Annotated in this window: 15 protein-coding genes; 4 read left to right on the forward strand and 11 right to left on the reverse strand. The window is 67.6% G+C overall.

Translation table 11 applies throughout. The features are described 5' to 3' along the window. From EH209_RS08145 to EH209_RS08165, 5 genes are all read right to left on the reverse strand, one after another. On the reverse strand, nt 1-1350 hold the full coding sequence (locus tag EH209_RS08145) for a TIGR00341 family protein (protein ID WP_126662370.1): 1350 nt from the start codon (nt 1348-1350) through the stop codon (nt 1-3). Nucleotides 1351-1447: 97 nt separating this feature from the next. After that, a complete protein-coding gene (locus EH209_RS08150) occupies nt 1448-1867 on the reverse strand; it encodes a hypothetical protein (RefSeq protein WP_126662371.1) in 420 nt (139 codons plus the stop codon). Between the two features lie 83 nt (nt 1868-1950). Further along, nucleotides 1951-3138, reverse strand: a complete 1188-nt coding sequence (locus EH209_RS08155; protein ID WP_126662372.1) for an MFS transporter — start codon at nt 3136-3138, stop codon at nt 1951-1953. Between the two features lie 77 nt (nt 3139-3215). After that, nucleotides 3216-4334: a CAF17-like 4Fe-4S cluster assembly/insertion protein YgfZ gene (gene ygfZ / locus EH209_RS08160; RefSeq protein WP_126662373.1), complete on the reverse strand. Its 1119-nt coding sequence runs from the start codon at nt 4332-4334 to the stop codon at nt 3216-3218. A gap of 39 nt (nt 4335-4373) precedes the next feature. Continuing rightward, complete coding sequence (locus tag EH209_RS08165) at nt 4374-4673, reverse strand: DUF6432 family protein (RefSeq protein ID WP_126662374.1); 300 nt, start codon at nt 4671-4673, stop codon at nt 4374-4376. A 156-nt stretch (nt 4674-4829) separates the two neighbouring features. On the opposite strand from EH209_RS08165, the gene EH209_RS08170 reads away from it, so the two are divergent. Further along, entirely contained in the window at nt 4830-5825 is a 996-nt protein-coding gene (locus EH209_RS08170; RefSeq protein WP_126662375.1) for a DUF7093 family protein, read from the forward strand. Nucleotides 5826-5953: 128 nt separating this feature from the next. After that, on the forward strand, nt 5954-6337 hold the full coding sequence (locus EH209_RS08175; protein ID WP_126662376.1) for a DUF5611 family protein: 384 nt from the start codon (nt 5954-5956) through the stop codon (nt 6335-6337). Between the two features lie 70 nt (nt 6338-6407). On the opposite strand, the gene EH209_RS08180 is transcribed toward EH209_RS08175, so the two are convergent. Further along, on the reverse strand, nt 6408-6863 hold the full coding sequence (locus EH209_RS08180; RefSeq protein ID WP_126662377.1) for a hypothetical protein: 456 nt from the start codon (nt 6861-6863) through the stop codon (nt 6408-6410). A 98-nt stretch (nt 6864-6961) separates the two neighbouring features. On the opposite strand from EH209_RS08180, the gene EH209_RS23970 reads away from it, so the two are divergent. Next, nucleotides 6962-7135, forward strand: coding sequence for a hypothetical protein (locus tag EH209_RS23970; protein WP_164722013.1), 174 nt, complete (start codon nt 6962-6964; stop codon nt 7133-7135). A gap of 67 nt (nt 7136-7202) precedes the next feature. Here EH209_RS23970 and EH209_RS08185 read toward each other — a convergent pair whose 3' ends face one another. Next, nucleotides 7203-8756: a heme-binding protein gene (locus tag EH209_RS08185; RefSeq protein WP_126662378.1), complete on the reverse strand. Its 1554-nt coding sequence runs from the start codon at nt 8754-8756 to the stop codon at nt 7203-7205. A gap of 209 nt (nt 8757-8965) precedes the next feature. On the opposite strand from EH209_RS08185, the gene EH209_RS08190 reads away from it, so the two are divergent. Further along, nucleotides 8966-9541: a PadR family transcriptional regulator gene (locus EH209_RS08190; protein WP_126662379.1), complete on the forward strand. Its 576-nt coding sequence runs from the start codon at nt 8966-8968 to the stop codon at nt 9539-9541. A 93-nt stretch (nt 9542-9634) separates the two neighbouring features. On the opposite strand, the gene EH209_RS08195 is transcribed toward EH209_RS08190, so the two are convergent. The 4 genes from EH209_RS08195 to EH209_RS08210 all read right to left on the reverse strand — a co-directional run bounded on the left by EH209_RS08195 (nt 9635) and on the right by EH209_RS08210 (nt 15084). After that, nucleotides 9635-11458, reverse strand: coding sequence for a site-2 protease family protein (locus EH209_RS08195; protein WP_126662380.1), 1824 nt, complete (start codon nt 11456-11458; stop codon nt 9635-9637). A gap of 91 nt (nt 11459-11549) precedes the next feature. Continuing rightward, complete coding sequence (gene lysS, locus EH209_RS08200) at nt 11550-13208, reverse strand: lysine--tRNA ligase (RefSeq protein WP_126662381.1); 1659 nt, start codon at nt 13206-13208, stop codon at nt 11550-11552. Next, a complete protein-coding gene (gene pyrH / locus EH209_RS08205; protein WP_126662382.1) occupies nt 13205-13930 on the reverse strand; it encodes a UMP kinase in 726 nt (241 codons plus the stop codon). The genes lysS and pyrH overlap by 4 nt, the downstream gene beginning before the upstream one ends. A 134-nt stretch (nt 13931-14064) precedes the next feature. Next, nucleotides 14065-15084: a CapA family protein gene (locus tag EH209_RS08210; protein WP_126662383.1), complete on the reverse strand. Its 1020-nt coding sequence runs from the start codon at nt 15082-15084 to the stop codon at nt 14065-14067. Nucleotides 15085-15232 lie beyond the last annotated feature (148 nt).

A 15232-nucleotide genomic window follows, 5' to 3' on the forward strand; every position in this document is an offset into this window, starting at 1 on the left:
TCACGTCCCGTCGGCGGTCCGGATCGTCACCCGCTGAGCGTCGGCCTCGTCGTTCTCGCCGCGCTCCTCGGCGACGACGTACTGCACCTCGACGATCAGGGAGTCGTCGCTGTGGGCTTGGATCTCCTCGTAGAGCCGATCCGCCAGCTCCGACTCCGGTTCCGGATTCCGAGTGCTGACGGTGACGACGACCCGCTCGACCGACTGGATCGGGTAGTCGCCGTCGAGTTCGACCGCGACGTCGTCCGCCTCGAGGCCGTCGTACCGCGGTTGCGCGAGCACCGCGTCGACCTCGTCTTCGGCCGCCGACTCGAGTTCGGTTGTGTGGAACTCGAGCAGGGTGACGCCGGCCAGCGGCGCCGCGAGCACCAGCAGTCCGACACCGAAGATCGCCGCGTAGGTGTAGGTCGGCGTCCGCGTTGGTGAGACCTCGAACAGGCCCTGCGGACGGTAGCCGGCGATCCACAGGGTGGCCAGCGCGGCGAGGTTGATCGACAGGAGGTTGACGATCACGAGGACGGCGGCGCCGATCGCCGCGCCGTACATCCCCCAGGCGACCGTGATCCCGACCGCGGCCGACGGCGGAATGAGCGCCGCGGCGATCATGACGCCGACGATCGCCTCCGAGAACCCCCGTGTGAGACTCAGGATACCGGCGATGCCGGCACCGAGGGCGACCGCGAGCGAGAACAGGTTGGGCGCGACCCGCTCCTCGAGTTCGGTAGCGACGACGATGTCGACCCCCGCCGGCTCGAGGCCGGCCAGCCGGGCGAGCGTGGCGAGGGCGATCGAGGCGACGACGACCATCGCCACGCCGACGATCTGGTACCTGAAGCCGGTCGACTTGAGGCGGCTGTCGCCGGTGACGATGCCGACGTTGGCGGCGAGGGCCGGCCCGAGCAGGGGCGCGATGACCATCGCGCCGATCACGACCGCCGGCGAGTCGGCCAGCAGCCCGGCGGTGGCGACGACGGCGCTGATCAGCAGCATGACGGTGTAGATCGAAAACGGGGGCGTCAGTTCGTCGGCCTTCGTGCGCAACACCTGTCTCGAGGTGCGCGCGCCCAACTGGCCGCCCTGGCTGTACCGATCCCGGAGCGTCGAGAACTGCTCGGAGAGGACCGTCTCCGCGTTGATCACGACGACGCTGGCTTCGTCGCCGATCCCTGCCCGCTGCAGTCGGTCGAGCAGCGGTTCGACGGCCCGCGTCGGAACCGGAAACCGGACGACGGCGGCGTACCCCCGACCGCTGGTCTCGTCGCTGACGACGTAGTCGATCCCCTCGTCTTCGAGGATCTCGAGGACGGTCCCTCGCTTCCCCTCGGGCACTGTCACCTCCAGGTAGCGCATACCGAGGTCACAGCGAAGTCGTAGAAAGTACCACGGGCGGCAGTAGACGGGTTGCGAAGCGTCAACATCGCGACGGCAGCGCGTCCTCCGAACCGCGTCAGTCGTCGGTGCCGACGATCCCGCAGGCGATGGCGTCCGGGTCGCGGATCTCCTCGGCGTCGACCGCGTCCGGATCCAACAGGAGGATCGTGTCGTCGGGCATCTCGTCTTCGACCTGAACCGTCTGCCCCAGGGCGTCCTCGAGTTCGTCGACGTCGTCGATGTCGAACTCGCGCTCGACGAGTAGTTCGGCGTTGGCCCGCGAGAGGACGAAGACCAGGTCGCCCGGCGCGGTCCCCTCGCTTTCCTCCGCCTCGAGCAACTCAGCCATTGCGTCGGAGGTGACGCCCTCGAGCGAGCGGATCGTCACGCGCTCGGTGTCGGAGCCGGGCGCATTGTCCGACTGGGTGCGCAGGCGCGCGGCCAGTTCCTCGAAGTCGGTGGCGCCGTCGATCGGGGTGTCACTACTCGAGCCCATACGGAAGCGACAGTCCCGCCGGCCTTGAGGGTGGGGCTGGCCAGTTCCGGCCGGAACGGGACCGGCCGACGTCCGCACGGGGATCAGGAACGACGCGTGCCGACCGAGATCGCCCAGAAGGAGGCGACGGTGACAACGAACGTGAGGGCGACGGCGAGGGCGTAGCCGTCAGTGTACGCGACACTCGCGGTCCCGAGCGGCGGCATCGCCAGCGCGCTGGTTCCGATGGCGACGTTGAACGTGCCGACGATGGCAGTCCCCCTGTCGGCGCCGTAGATCCCCAGCAGCAGCGGGATGTACAGCGTCGCCGTCCCGCCGAGCCCGATTCCGAGCAGGAAGACGCCGACGGCGAGCACCGGGAACTGCGGGGCGAACAGCAACAGGACGCCGGCGGCCGCGGACACGAGCGAGGCAAGAAACGCCCGTCTGGCCCCGACGCTGTCGGCGATGTAGCCGCCGCCGATCCGCGAGATGATGCTGACGCCGCCGACGAGTCCGAACGCCGTCGAGGCTCCGGCGACCGTCAGCCCGCGGGCGGCAAAGAGGTCGATCGCGAACGCGGCGAGCAGCTGGTACCACGAGAACGCGAGCGCGATGCCGACGAACAGCAGTTGGAACGTCCGCGTTCCGGCCAGCCGGCCGATCCACTCGAGGACGTCGCCGCTCGAGTCCGTCGTGCCGTCCGTCCACGGCGGGCGTCGGCACGCGATCCCGGCGAGGAGGAACGCAACCGCGGTCGCCGCCATGACGGCGGCGAACCCACGACGGACGCCGAATCGGGCGATGACGGCCTGCCAGATCGGCGGCAGGAGAAACAGTCCCAGGCCATTGCCGACGAAGATCAGTCCCGTCGCGGCGCCCCGTCGCTCGTCGAACCAGCGCGGGACGATCGACGCGAGCAGGACGTACACTGTCCCGAGCGCGAGGCCGAGCAGCGCGAACACGAGACTCAACCCGAGATACGACTCCGTGAAGAACAGCGCGGGCGCGATCGCAGCAGTGACGGCCGTACAGGCGAGCAACAGCGGGCGGGCCGGCAGTCGCGCGGCGAAGACGCCGACTACGCCGGCGCCGATGAAGAAGGTAAACAGCATGATCGAGAAGACCGTCGAGAGCGCGACCGGCGAAACGGCGAACGCCTCGCTGAACGGCTGCCGCAGGATCCCGTAGGAAAACGGCGTACCGAACGTGAACACCATGCCGATCGCGCCGGCGACTGCCACGAGCCAACTCCGTCGGCTATCGGGCCGCTCCGTCTCGTCGTTCGTCACGGCGAATCGTATCCCTCCGGCCGGCGAAAACGTTCTGTTTCGAACCGGGCTCGGGGCGGCCTGGCACAGCGATCGGATTACTGGTACGCGGGCAGGCGATCCGATCGATCCGACCCCTCGACGAACGGCAACTCGGTCACCATCGCGGGGACCTCCTCGCCGTCGACCCGAACCGTCAGCGCGTCGCTCTCGAGGCCGTAGTCGACGACGGCGAGCGCGATGACCTCCTCGAGCAGCGGGCTCTCACCGGCACGGGTCACCTCGCCGACGGTGGCGTCGCCGTCGAAGACGGCGGCGGCAGCGTCAGGAACCGCTGGCGATTCGCCCTCGTCGCCGCTCGCAGCGCCCTCGAGCGTCAGCCCGACCAGTTTTCGGCTCGGCTGACCGCGGTTCTCGACGCGGGAGACGACCTCCTGGCCGACGTAACAGCCCTTCTTCCAGTCCAGAGCGTTGCGCAGGCCGAGCACGTTCGGGAGCGTCCCCTCGAGTTCGGTCTCGAAGAGGGGGGAGCCGGCCTCAAGCGCGAGGCTCTCGAACGTGCGGTAGCCGAAGGGGGCGGCGTTGAGGCCCTGGGTCTCGAGGATGTCGTAGACGTCCGCGGCGGCGTCGGCCGCACAGATAACCTCGTAGCTCTCCTCGCCGGTCAGCGCGTCGGTGCGGATGACGGTCACGCCCTCGTCACCCATCGTCCCGCGGACGAACGAGTAGCGCTCGTCGGGCGAGGCGGCGCCGTTGAGAACGCTGGCGACCTTCTCGGTTGCCGTCGGACCGTGGATCCCGAAGACAGCGTAGTCGTCGGTCGCGAGGCGGATGTCGACGTCCTGGATGAATACCTTCTCGGACCAGTCCTCGACCAGCGGCTCGGCCGTCGAGGGCGGCGTGAAGAGGAGCAGTCGCTCGCCCGCGTTGTAGATGTAGAGTTCGATCTCGATCCCGCCCTGCGGGTCGAGGACGAGCGCGTAACAGCCCTGACCGTCCTCGGCCGGCACGCGGTTCGAGACGACGTTATCGACGTACTCGAGTCGATCGTCGCCCTCGACCACGACGACGCCGTAGGCCATCTCGATCAGACCGACGCCGTTGCGGACCGCCCGGTGGGTCCGTTCCGGGCGGCCGAAGTGTTCGACGATCGTCCGGCCGTCGCGCTCGCCGAACGCGGCCCCGTGCTCCGAATGAATCGCCTCGATAATGGTCATACGGTTGCAGAGGTGCCTGCGCCTCTCAGGCGTTTCGATTCAAAAGGGGAATCGATCGCGAAGCCACTCGCCGATCGTCTGGTCCTCGTTCTCGTCGGTCGGCGCCTCGGGGATCACCTGCTCGTCGGGCTTGATGACGGTCTCGCTGCCGCCGGATTCGACGACGATCAGCCCGTCCTGCTTGAGCGTCGAGAGCGCCGTCTCGAGTTCGTCGATATCGACTTCGACCGCCGCCCGGAGTTCGAAGACGCTCATGCCCTCGTCGGCCCGATCGACGAGCGCGTCGAGTACCGCCACCTGCGTCCTCGTTCGATCCCGGTACTCCCGCTTTGCTCTCATTCGTCGGCGTATTCGACGACCGGGGATTTGACGTTTGTCGTTGCTCGGTCGATGAGCGAAGTGAGATCGTCCCCGCACCGATCGGTTGCGTCGCCGTCACGATCGGGTTCCCGGAGGCAGCACGTTTTTTATGTGATGACTGGGTACGGTGAGACAATGGCCCTTCGATGTTCGTTGCTCGGACACGACTACGGTGACCCCGAAGTCGAACGCGAGCGCGAAGAACGGGGCAGCGAGGTCGTCGTAACCGTCCAGGAGTTCGAAGAGTGTGCCCGCTGTGGCGACCGAAACGTCCTCAGCGAGAACACGGAGGTCACGAGCCTCTCCGCCGTGACGGACGCCGATTCGCTCCCCCCCGAGCCCGAACCCGAAACAGCGATACCCGACAGCGACGCCGAGGCTGTCGAACCACCGACCGGCGCGGCCGACGAGGTCGCCTTCAGCGACGACGGTGACGACGACTTCATCGACGCCGAAGCAGACGAACCGGCGGCAGCCGCGGACGAGTCGACCGACGACTTCGACGTGCCGACCGACGAGAACGGCGACCCCGTGACCGACGACGGGGAGATCCTCGACGATGATGACGACGATCCCTTCTCTGCCGACCGCGAGCGCGACCACGGCGAGTGGCCCGACTCCGATGACGTCGGTCCGCCCGTCGGAAGCGAGAACGAGCCCTCGGAGTGGCCCGACTCCGACGAGGACGGCGACCGCGAGGACGACGCCCCGATCGACGCCGAACTCAAGGACCCGGTCGAACCCAACGAGCCGGTGACCGACGACGCGGTCGTCCTCGAGGACGACACCGGGACCGTCTCCGGCAGGCGAGGCGAGTCGACCGCAGCGGCCGACGCCAGATCCGTGACCGCGGAGCCGCCGAACGCACCCGAAACGCAGGTGTCGGCCGACGCGGGCCCAGCGACGGGCGACGAGTCGGCCGAGGACGGAGCCGCCTCGGGAAGCGGAATTGAACGAGCGGGGTCGGCGCCGACGCCAAGCCAGAGTGACGGGCCGCACGAGGACGTCCCGACCGAGTTCTACTGTCCGCGGTGCGACTTCGTCTCGGACGGCAACCGGGGGTCGCTGCGCGCCGGCGACATCTGCCCCGACTGCCGAAAGGGATACCTCAGCGAACGGGAACGCCGCTGACAGGTCCGCTCGAACCCGCGGCCACAGCGCGGGGACCGCGCGCCCGTCACTGTTCTCGAGGCGCGTGTTGGCTGGTCGTAACGTCGGCTATGAAAAGAGGTAAACACTCCGCCGTGTATCTCCAATCCATGAAGGAGTACAAGATGCGACGCGGTGAGTATCTCGAGGAGCGAATCCCCGATATGGAGTCGACGGTCGAGGAGTACTTCGGCCCCATCACGGGGACCGAGGAGTACAAGGGGAGCGATCTCTACGTCATCGGCGAACCCGACAACCCCGTCTTCGAGAAGATCGTCGTCGGAACCGTCGAGTACTCCGGGAAGAAGGACAAACTCGCCGTCGAGTTCTACGAGCGCGACCCGACGGAGCTCGGCCCCGAGGAGCTCGAGGCCGCCGCCGACGCCGTCGACGTCAAAAACGACTTCCTGCTCGAGGCGACCGCCCGAGACGCCAAGGCCCGCCGCGACTCGCTGAAACGGTCCGTCGAAGACGATCCGGATCACGACTTCTAAGGCTTCACAGCGGCAGTAGAACACCGCTCGAGGGAGAGCCGCCGTCTCGTGACGAGGTCGAGAGCAACGGCTAGTCGCGCTCCTCGCGTCGTTCGTGAATGTTGACCAGCCCGGCGCCGGAGCTGCGGCTGACGATATCGACGACGTCGCCGGCCTCGACCGCGTTGAAGTCCTCGCGCACGAGCGTCGTCTCCCGGCAGTCGTCGCCGTCCAGGGCGCAGGCGTAGATCCGGTACTCGACGATCTCGTACTCGGCGGCGAGTCGATCGGCTACCGAGTCGGAGACGACCAGCGGCTCGTCGGGATCGACCTCGTCGGCGAGCGCCTCGTGGGGGTCGTCGTCGTAGGCGACCCCATCGTCGGGATCGTAGCGTCGCACGACCGCGTCGATCGGCTCGTCGTCGTCCCACGGGTGGAGCCGAACGAACTTCCGCGTGATCTCGACACGATCGGCGATCCCGAGGCGGGTCGCACACCCCGCGAGCGCGATCGACGGCACCGCGGCGAGCAACGCGCGTCGGTTCACTACTCAGAGGGTAGTCGGAGGACCCTCGAGTAGCTTTCGCCGGCAGTGGGAAACGGCGCTCCGAAACGGCTATTATCGGCCCGTCAAATCTCCGGATAATGGATTTCGTCTCCTTCCTGACGGCGACGCTCGTCGCCCACGTCGGATTCGCGATCTTCGTCGCCGGCCACGCCGCGATGACCGACCGCGACGCCGGCTATTGGCCGTACCTAACGCTCGCGCTGGGTATCGCGGGACTGGCCGGCTACTTCTTCTACGACGGCGAGCAGTAGTCTCGAGTCGCGCCTCGAAGGCGAACGCAGGTGGTGCAGAAACGGAGAACGTCGGGTGCGACTGGACTCAGGCCAGGAAGACGTGGCGCGGCCGGTCGGTCAAGACGTCGCGGCCGAACTCGACGGCCTCCGAGAAGGCGTCGCTGCGGAAGAACTGCATGGCGTCCTCGCGGGAATCCCAGCGGCTGGCGATGAACATGTCGTTTTCGTCCTCGCGGTTGATCAGGAGGTCCGTCTTTCGGTGGCCGTCCATCTCCGCGAGCAGTTCGCCGGCCTCCTCGAAGGTGCCGACAAAGTCCCCGCGGTGTTCGGGCTTGACGGAGTAGAACATCCCCATCGTGCCCCAGGAGTCGCCCTCGTCGTCGCCGGCCTGTCGGACGATATCGGGCAGATCAGCGAGGAACCCCGCTGCGGTGCTCGCGGCCCGTTCAGTCTCCCAGAGGCTGACAACTGCGGTTTCGCCGTCGTCACCGCCCACCTGGGGTTCATAGACAGCCGTCTTCACGTGCGTATCGTAGTGATCGAAGTTACCGCGGAGACCGTCGACCTCCTCGAACAGTTTCTCGGCGTCGGCCGCGGAGTAGAGCACGACCGCGTGGACGTCCTCGCCGTGGGGCTGGCCGGCGTAGACGCCCATGTCCTCGAGTTCGCTGCGGAGATCTTCGTCGTCGTCGCCGTGCGGACCGCCGGAGCCACCATGGTCGCCGCGGCCGCTGGAACTCGAGTCACCGTGGTGACCGGCGGAGTCCCCGTGATGGCCACCGGAGTCGCCGTGGTGATGACCGCCGCTCTCGCCGCCGGCGTGCGGATGCTCGCCGTGGGACTCGTCGCCCTCCCGGGGGATCCGCTCGCCCGCGAGGAACGCGCCGAGATCTTCCGGCGGGAACCGGCGGGCCGAGAGGAACCGGCCGAACTCGGCGAACCGAGAGCTCGAGGGATCGAAACGCATCTCGTAGAGGAGTTCCTTCACGTCGGTCGGATCGTCGCCGAACAGGGTGACGCCCCACTCGAAGTCGTCGAGGCCGATGCTGCCGGAGATGATCTGGGTGACCCGGCCGGCGTAGTCCCGGCCGATGTCGCCGTGCGAGGAGAGGTGCTCGGCGCGCTCGTCGAAGGGCAGATCGTACCAGTTGTCCTCCGGCTCGCGGCGCTTGTCCATCGGGTAGAAGCTCAGGAACTCGCTGTCGGGAATCTCGGGTTTGAGCCGGGTTTCGATGTAGCGCGCCATGCCGGTGTCCTCGACCTCCGCGTCCTCGTCGAAGAACTCCTGGGACATGTAGCCCGAGACCTCCGTCACCGAGAGGTAGGAATCAGCGCGCTCGGTGAACTCCGCCAGTGCCGTCCCTTCGAACCGGCGCTCTAACGCGTCGAGGTCGGCCAGCGTCGGGCGGAGGTGGAGAACGAGAAGGTCGGCCTTGTGGCCGAGCACCGCGAACGTCGCCGATTCGCCTTCCTCGGCGTCCGCGACCGACTCGGCGGCGGAGAGATACTCGATTCCCTCCTCGATCGCTTGCGAGCGCCGGCGTTCGGGGGCGTCTCGCCAGGCGTCCCAGTCGATCGAGCGGAAATCGTGCAGGACGTACCAGCCCTCTTCGGTCTGTGGCGGCTGCCGTCGTTCCATGGGCGACGATTAGGACGGCGAGGCTAAGAAGGACGGGGTTTCGGTTCGACGCTCGGGGTGGGTGACCAGCGCGAACCCGGGACTGGACGCCGAACGCGTTCGGTTTCCGACGCAAGGGTCGGCGGCTTCGGCGACGAATTTCGATCGACTGTGTCGCTTCCCTCGGCGACAGAACGCCTTTCCGTCTGCCCGTGTAATTCACGGCGCACATGCGGAAAAGTGGGCCGCCGAAAGGACTCATCGCCTATCTCGTTCTCGAGCTACTCGAGGAAAAGCCCCGCTACGGCTACGAGATCTTGAAGGAGATCCGCGAGATCAGCGGCGGCCACTGGGAACCGTCCTACGGCTCGGTCTACCCCATCCTCTACAAGTTCGAAGAGAAGGGGTGGGCCGAGCGGATCGACCGTGAGGACGAACCCGATCGGAAGTACTTCGAGCTCACCGAGGCGGGCTCCGCGGAGCTCGCGGATCGGCGGGAGAGCTGCGCCGAGAAGGCCCGCGACTTCGCCGACGTCATCCTGGGCTTCTTTCACGTCTACGCGGCGTTCTCGACCGACGAGCGGTTCGAGATCCCCGACCGAGACGGCGAGTGGCGCTTCGACGAGACCTGCAGCGCGTGGATCGTCGAACAGCTCGCCCGCCACCACGAACGCTACTTCGACGCCGCGTTCGAGCGCATCGAAGCGACGCCCGAGGAGTTCTCCGTGCGCCACGGTATCACGACGGATTCGGACGAGGGGACGCCGACCGACGCCGGCGACGCCTCGGACGCCGAGACGGAGTGACCGTCGGCGACGAGCGCGATACCAAGGGTAGCAATGTGTCGATCGGACGTTCAGAAACAGTCCAGTGAGCGGCGGCGCGAGCGTCCGACCGGTCTACTGGAGCAACGGAACGGACAGCATGAGCACGAAGCTCCCGAGCATCGTCAACCCGACGGCCGTCGTGACGGTGCGGACGTGCCCCCGGGTGGTCTCGAAGGGGAGCCGCGAGACGATCGCTTCGGTGCTCGTCCGGAGGATGTGGCCGCCGTCCAGCGGGAACGCCGGAATGCAGTTGAAGAAGCCGAGCTGGACGTTGATCCAGCCGGTCCAGAACAGGATGTTCGCGAGGAAGAAGACCGTCCCGTCGCCGAGCGCCGCCAGCGCCCCTTGCACCTCGTAGAAGTTCTGGACGCCGCCGGTGAAGCCGGCGAAGTTGAACGGGAGGAGGCCGGCCACGGCGCTGACCGGGAGCATCACCGCGAGGACGATTTTCCCGATAAACGAGTTCATCAGGGCGTTGCCAGTGCCGTCCCCGCCGCCAAGAATCGCCAGGTAGTCCTCGGCGGGGTAGAGCTGGACCCCGATATCGCTGAGTTCGAAGCCGGACGCCCCGGTGTGGCCGACGACGCCGAGGAAGCTCCCGTCGTTGCGCGGGTGCTCGCCGAGCGTGACCTCGTACTCGACGCGCTCCCCGTCGAGATACCCCTCGACGGTGACCTCGCTGCCGACCTCGCGTTCGTCGACCAGCGAGGTGAGGTCGTCGTAGGTGTGGGTTCGCTCGCCGTCGAACCGGGTGATGATCAGCGACTCGTCGATCGAGCCGGTCGCCTCCTGGAGGGGGCCATCGTCGGTGACGTCGACGGCGGCCCCGATCGGCAGTTCGCGCTCGAGTTCCTCCCCATCGCGTTCGATCGTCACGGAGACGCGCTCGTCGTCGCCGACGGCGTCGAGGAAGTCGCGTTCGGTTGCGACCGACTGGTCGCCGACCTGGAGGATTCGATCGCCGACTTCCAGGCCTCCAGGCCCGTTCTCGATCGCGGCGGTCACCAGCAGCGCGCGATCGACCGTCACCGTCCGCTCGCCGTTGAGTTCGAGTTCGACCTGCTCGCCCTCGGCGGCGTCCAGTCGATCGGCGAGCTCGTCGTTGGTCTCGACGGGCTCGCCCCCGACGGCGGTGATGCGGTCGTGGGGCTGAACGTCGGCTTCGTCGGCCGGCGAGCCGGGAGCGACGCCGCCGACGGCGGCGCCCGGAGCGACGGCGATCGATCCCGCGATCGGGCCGAACAACAGGGCGAAGACGAGGATCGTCACCGCGAAGTTGTTGGTGACGCCCGCGGCGAACATCCGCGTCTGGCCGCCTCGAGAGGCCTCTTTGCTGCCTTCCTGATCGGGTTCGACGAACGCGCCCATCGGGATGAACGCGAGCATGGCCACGCCCATCGACTCGATCTCGATGTCCTCGACACGACAGAGCAGGCCGTGGCCGCCCTCGTGGACGACCAGTCCGACCAGCAGTCCGGTGACGATCCCGGGCGTCGCCGATACCGGGAGGAAGTCGTTGACCCCGGGGAACGGGATGACGTTTCGCGGCTGGTTGATGCTGCTGGCCGGCTGCGGCGACGTCAGCGCCGAAATCGCCCCGAGCGCGAGCACGACGAACATCGCCGCCATCACGACGATGGCGATGCCGACGCCGAGGTTCGACCAGGCGCGCCAGAACCGTTTGGGCCGCGCGAGGCGGTCGAGAAACCGCCGGCCGCGCTTGGTGTGGAAGGTCAGAATCGGCCCCTGTGTACCGACGTACGACGGCAACAGCTCCGCTCGACGGAGCGCGATGATCCCGAACCAGTAGACGAGCAGGCCGGCGACGACCCAGGTCAGGGTCTCCGATCCGGCGAGTTCGGGGACCGAGACGACAGCAGGGAAACCGTAGTCCATCGGTCCTATCTCCGGGAGGCGTTCTCAAAGGGCTTTTGTCTATCCTGTCGGCAGAACGGGAGACTCGAGGACGAGGATACGGACCGCGCGATCAGCGTTCCCGGCGCAATCGGGCGACGACGAACTCGCGGTCGACCTTCGCGAGGAACGGGCCGAGTTTTGGCCCCTGATTCTCGTCGAAGAACAGGCGGTAGCCGGCGCCGAAGAAGTCGCCGACGTCGACGTCGTGGCGCTTGGCGGTCTCGTAGATCTCGCCCTGAATCTCGTCGGGTTCGCGGCCCGCCTCGATGAAGTCGGCGAGTTCCGCGAGGGCGTCCTCGGTCGCTGCGTCGAACTCGTGATCCGGAATCTCGGTGCGCTTGAGCTCGTAGTCGAACTCGTTTGCGGTCCGTCGGGCCCAGTTGCGGGCCTTCTCGACCCGCGCGAGAGCGTCCTCGACGGCCCACTCAGGAGCGTCGTCGGGGATGTGACCCTCCTTGCGAGCGACGTCTTCACGCAGGTCGGGGTCGTCGAACATCCCGAGGACGGCGGCGAACGTGTACGGAAGCCGAATCCGCTCTTCTCTGGGTTCCTCGACAACGAGCGGGTAGACTCGCTCCGCGAAGGCCGTCTCGTCCTCGTCGGCCTCGACCTCGCCGAAGTAGATCGCCTCGAGGCGGTCGAACTCGTCGACTAGCTGGTCGAGGCGCTCGATGCTGAAGTCTCGGGCCTTGGAGGGGTCCTTGGCGAAGAAGTACCGCAGTACCTCGGGCTCGAGCAGTTCGAGGACGTCCGAGACGAGGATCACGTTGCCCTCGGAGGAGGAGAACGGCTGGCCCTCGAGGGTGAACCACTCGTAGACCATCGGGATCGGCGGCTCGATCTCGAAGACGTTTCGCGCGACGTCCTGGCCGCTGGGCCAGGAGCCCTCGGCGTGGTCCTTGCCGAAGGGCTCGAAATCGACGCCGAGTTCCTTCCACTGGGCGGGCCACTCGAAGCGCCAGGGCATCTTGCCTTCCCGCAGCGTGGCGGTGCCCTCGTGGCCGCAGCCGTCGATCGTCTGGTCGCCGGCGTCCATGTCAGTACAGCGGTAGTCGACGGTCGGCGTCTCCCCCTCAAGGTCGACGCTCGTCACCGTCTCGGTGATCTTCCCGCACTCCTCGCAGATCGGGTTGAACGGGACGTAGTCTTCGTCGACCTTGTCCTGATACGCCGAGAGCACCTCGCGTGCGCGGTCTTGGTGCTCGAGGACAAAGCGCGTGACGTCCTCGAGGTCGCCGTTCTCGTACATCTCCGTGTTCGACACCAGGTCGATCGGCACGCCGACGGCGTCGGCGCTGTCCTGGATGATCGTCGAGAAGTGGTCGCCGTAGGAGTCACAGCAGCCGAAGGGGTCCGGAATGTCCGTGTAGGGAGCGCCGAGGTTGCGCCCGAGCGCGCCCGCGTCGACCTCGCCGAGATCGACGAGGTTCCCCTCGAGGTCACAGAGGGTGCGAGGCAGCTTGCGGAGCGGGTCGCGATCGTCGGCGGTGAACACCTGCCGGACCTCGTGGCCCCGCTCGCGGAGCACTTCGGCGACGTAGTAGCCCCGCATGATCTCGTTGACGTTCCCGAGGTGGGGAACGCCGGACGGCGAGATGCCGCCCTTGACGACGATCGGCTCGTCCGGGTCGCGCGACTCTACCCGATCCGCGACGATATCCGCCCAGAACGCGTGGCGCTCGTCTTCCTCGAGGTCGCGTTGCAGCGTATAGGGACTCTCGTCGCTCATTGCTCGTCGGCGGCCCAGTAGGTCGGTTCCTCGCCCGCTCCCTCGGGGATGACATCGGTCCCGTCGTGGTCGCCGTAGCGAACGGCGCGGGCGATCCGGTCGGGATCGGTGCCGTCGAGGACGATCGTCCGCATCCCCGAGCGCTCGATGATCTTCGCCGCCAGCAGGTCGACGGGCGCCGAGGCGCCGGCGTTCATCTCGAGGCCGGCGATGGCGTCGACCAGCTCCGCCGCGGAGAGGGAGTCGTACTTGGTCGCGTCGTCGTCCTCGTTCGGGTCGGCACTGTAGACGCCGGGGACGCTGGTCGCGTAGACGAGCAGATCGGCGTCGATGTACTCCGCCAGCGCGGCGCCGACCGCGTCGGTGGTCTGGGCCGGCGCGACGCCGCCCATGATACAGATATCGTCCCGGCGGAGCGCCTCGCTGGCCTCCTCGTAGTCCAGCGCCGGCGCGGTCACGGACTCCTCGCTCAACGCGGCGATGAGCAGGCGCGCGTTGAGCCGCGTGACGTCGATTCCGAGCTGATCGAGTTCGATTTCGTTCGCCCCCAGATCGCGGGCCGCCGAGATGTAGTCGCGGGCGACGCCGCCGCCCCCGACGACGGCACCAACGCGACAGCCGTCCGCGATAAGGTCTTCGACGACGGCCGCGTGTTCGGCCACCCGATCCGCGCCCGGCTCGGGCACGAGCACGCTCCCGCCGATAGAGACGACCACTTTCATACTACACCGGTGTAACCGGGTTGCTATCTTAAGGGTTGCCAACTCCGGATCACCGCGCGTGTCTCACTCTCACGGGACGATTCTCGAGGCGGCAGCCGGCCCCGAAACGGGAACGATTCGACCCGGCGCCGGCGCTACGACTCGAGCGCCAACACCAGCGCCTCGCCGTCGCGATCGAACGCGGTTCCGAAGGGGGCCGATAGCTCGCGCATTCGGTCGCGAGCCCACGCGGCGGCGTCGGGGCTCGCCTCGTGGACGGCACAGCCGTCGATCTCGGTCGGCTCGAGTCGCAGTTCGGTCGGCGTCCCGTCCTCGGTCACCGCGAGTTCGAACAGAAACCCGCGGTCATTGCGCAACTCGTCGTCGACCGCGTAGTCGTCGACGAAATCGCCCGCGTCGTAGACGATCGGCGCGCCATCGTAGACCTCGATCCCCTGGAAGACGTGGGCGCTGTGGCCGTGGATCACGTCGACGCCCTCCTCGACCAGCCAGCGGCCGAACGCCCGGAACGAGTCGGGCGGTTCGGTGACCATGTTCGGCCCCCAGTGTAGCGAGGAGACCAGCAGGTCGGGATCCGTTTCGCGGGCGCGGGAGAGCGCCTCGCGGACCCGCTCTCGCGTTTTCTCGTCGTCGACATCGACGTCGATCCACGCGGTTCCGGGCGACTCCTCGTCGGCCGCGTACTCGGGCGTGTTGTCGGTGAACGAAACGACGGCCAGCTCGAGGCCGTCGGTTTCGTCGCTCCCGCTGCCGTCGACGGTTACGACCGCCGGATCGAGCGCCTCGTCGATCGTCTCTCCCGCGCCGGCTCGCGCGATCCCGGCCTCGTCCACGTGCTCGAGCGTGTCTCGCAGCGCCACCTCCTCGTAGTCTAACACGTGGTTGTTCGCGAGCGCGCAGACGTCGACGCCGGCGCGCTCGAGGGCCGGAACCGCCCAGTCGGGGTCCGCGCGGAAGTGAAACGGGCGGTGAGTCCGCCGCCACTCGCTCCCGCGCGTCGAGAGCACGCACTCGAGGTTGATCACGAGCGCGTCGAGATCCCGGAGGCGCTCGCGGACGTTCCCCCAGACCGCGTCGACCGACCGCTGGCGCTGGCGGTCGTCGACCAGTCGCCCGGGCATGACGTCGCCGGTGAAACCGATTCGCCGGATCATGTGTGTGACTCGGTGGCGCAGTTCCAAAGTCCCTGTAGTACGCAGCCCCTCGTTGAACAGAAACGATAGCCGGCCGGTCGAGTGCGGCGGGCAGTGCTGAAAGAGGCGCGTGGGTGTGCGCTGGACGCCCACCCGCGCGGCTTTGTCG

The organism is Haloterrigena salifodinae, assembly GCF_003977755.1.
Classification (GTDB): Archaea; Halobacteriota; Halobacteria; order Halobacteriales; family Natrialbaceae; genus Haloterrigena; species Haloterrigena salifodinae.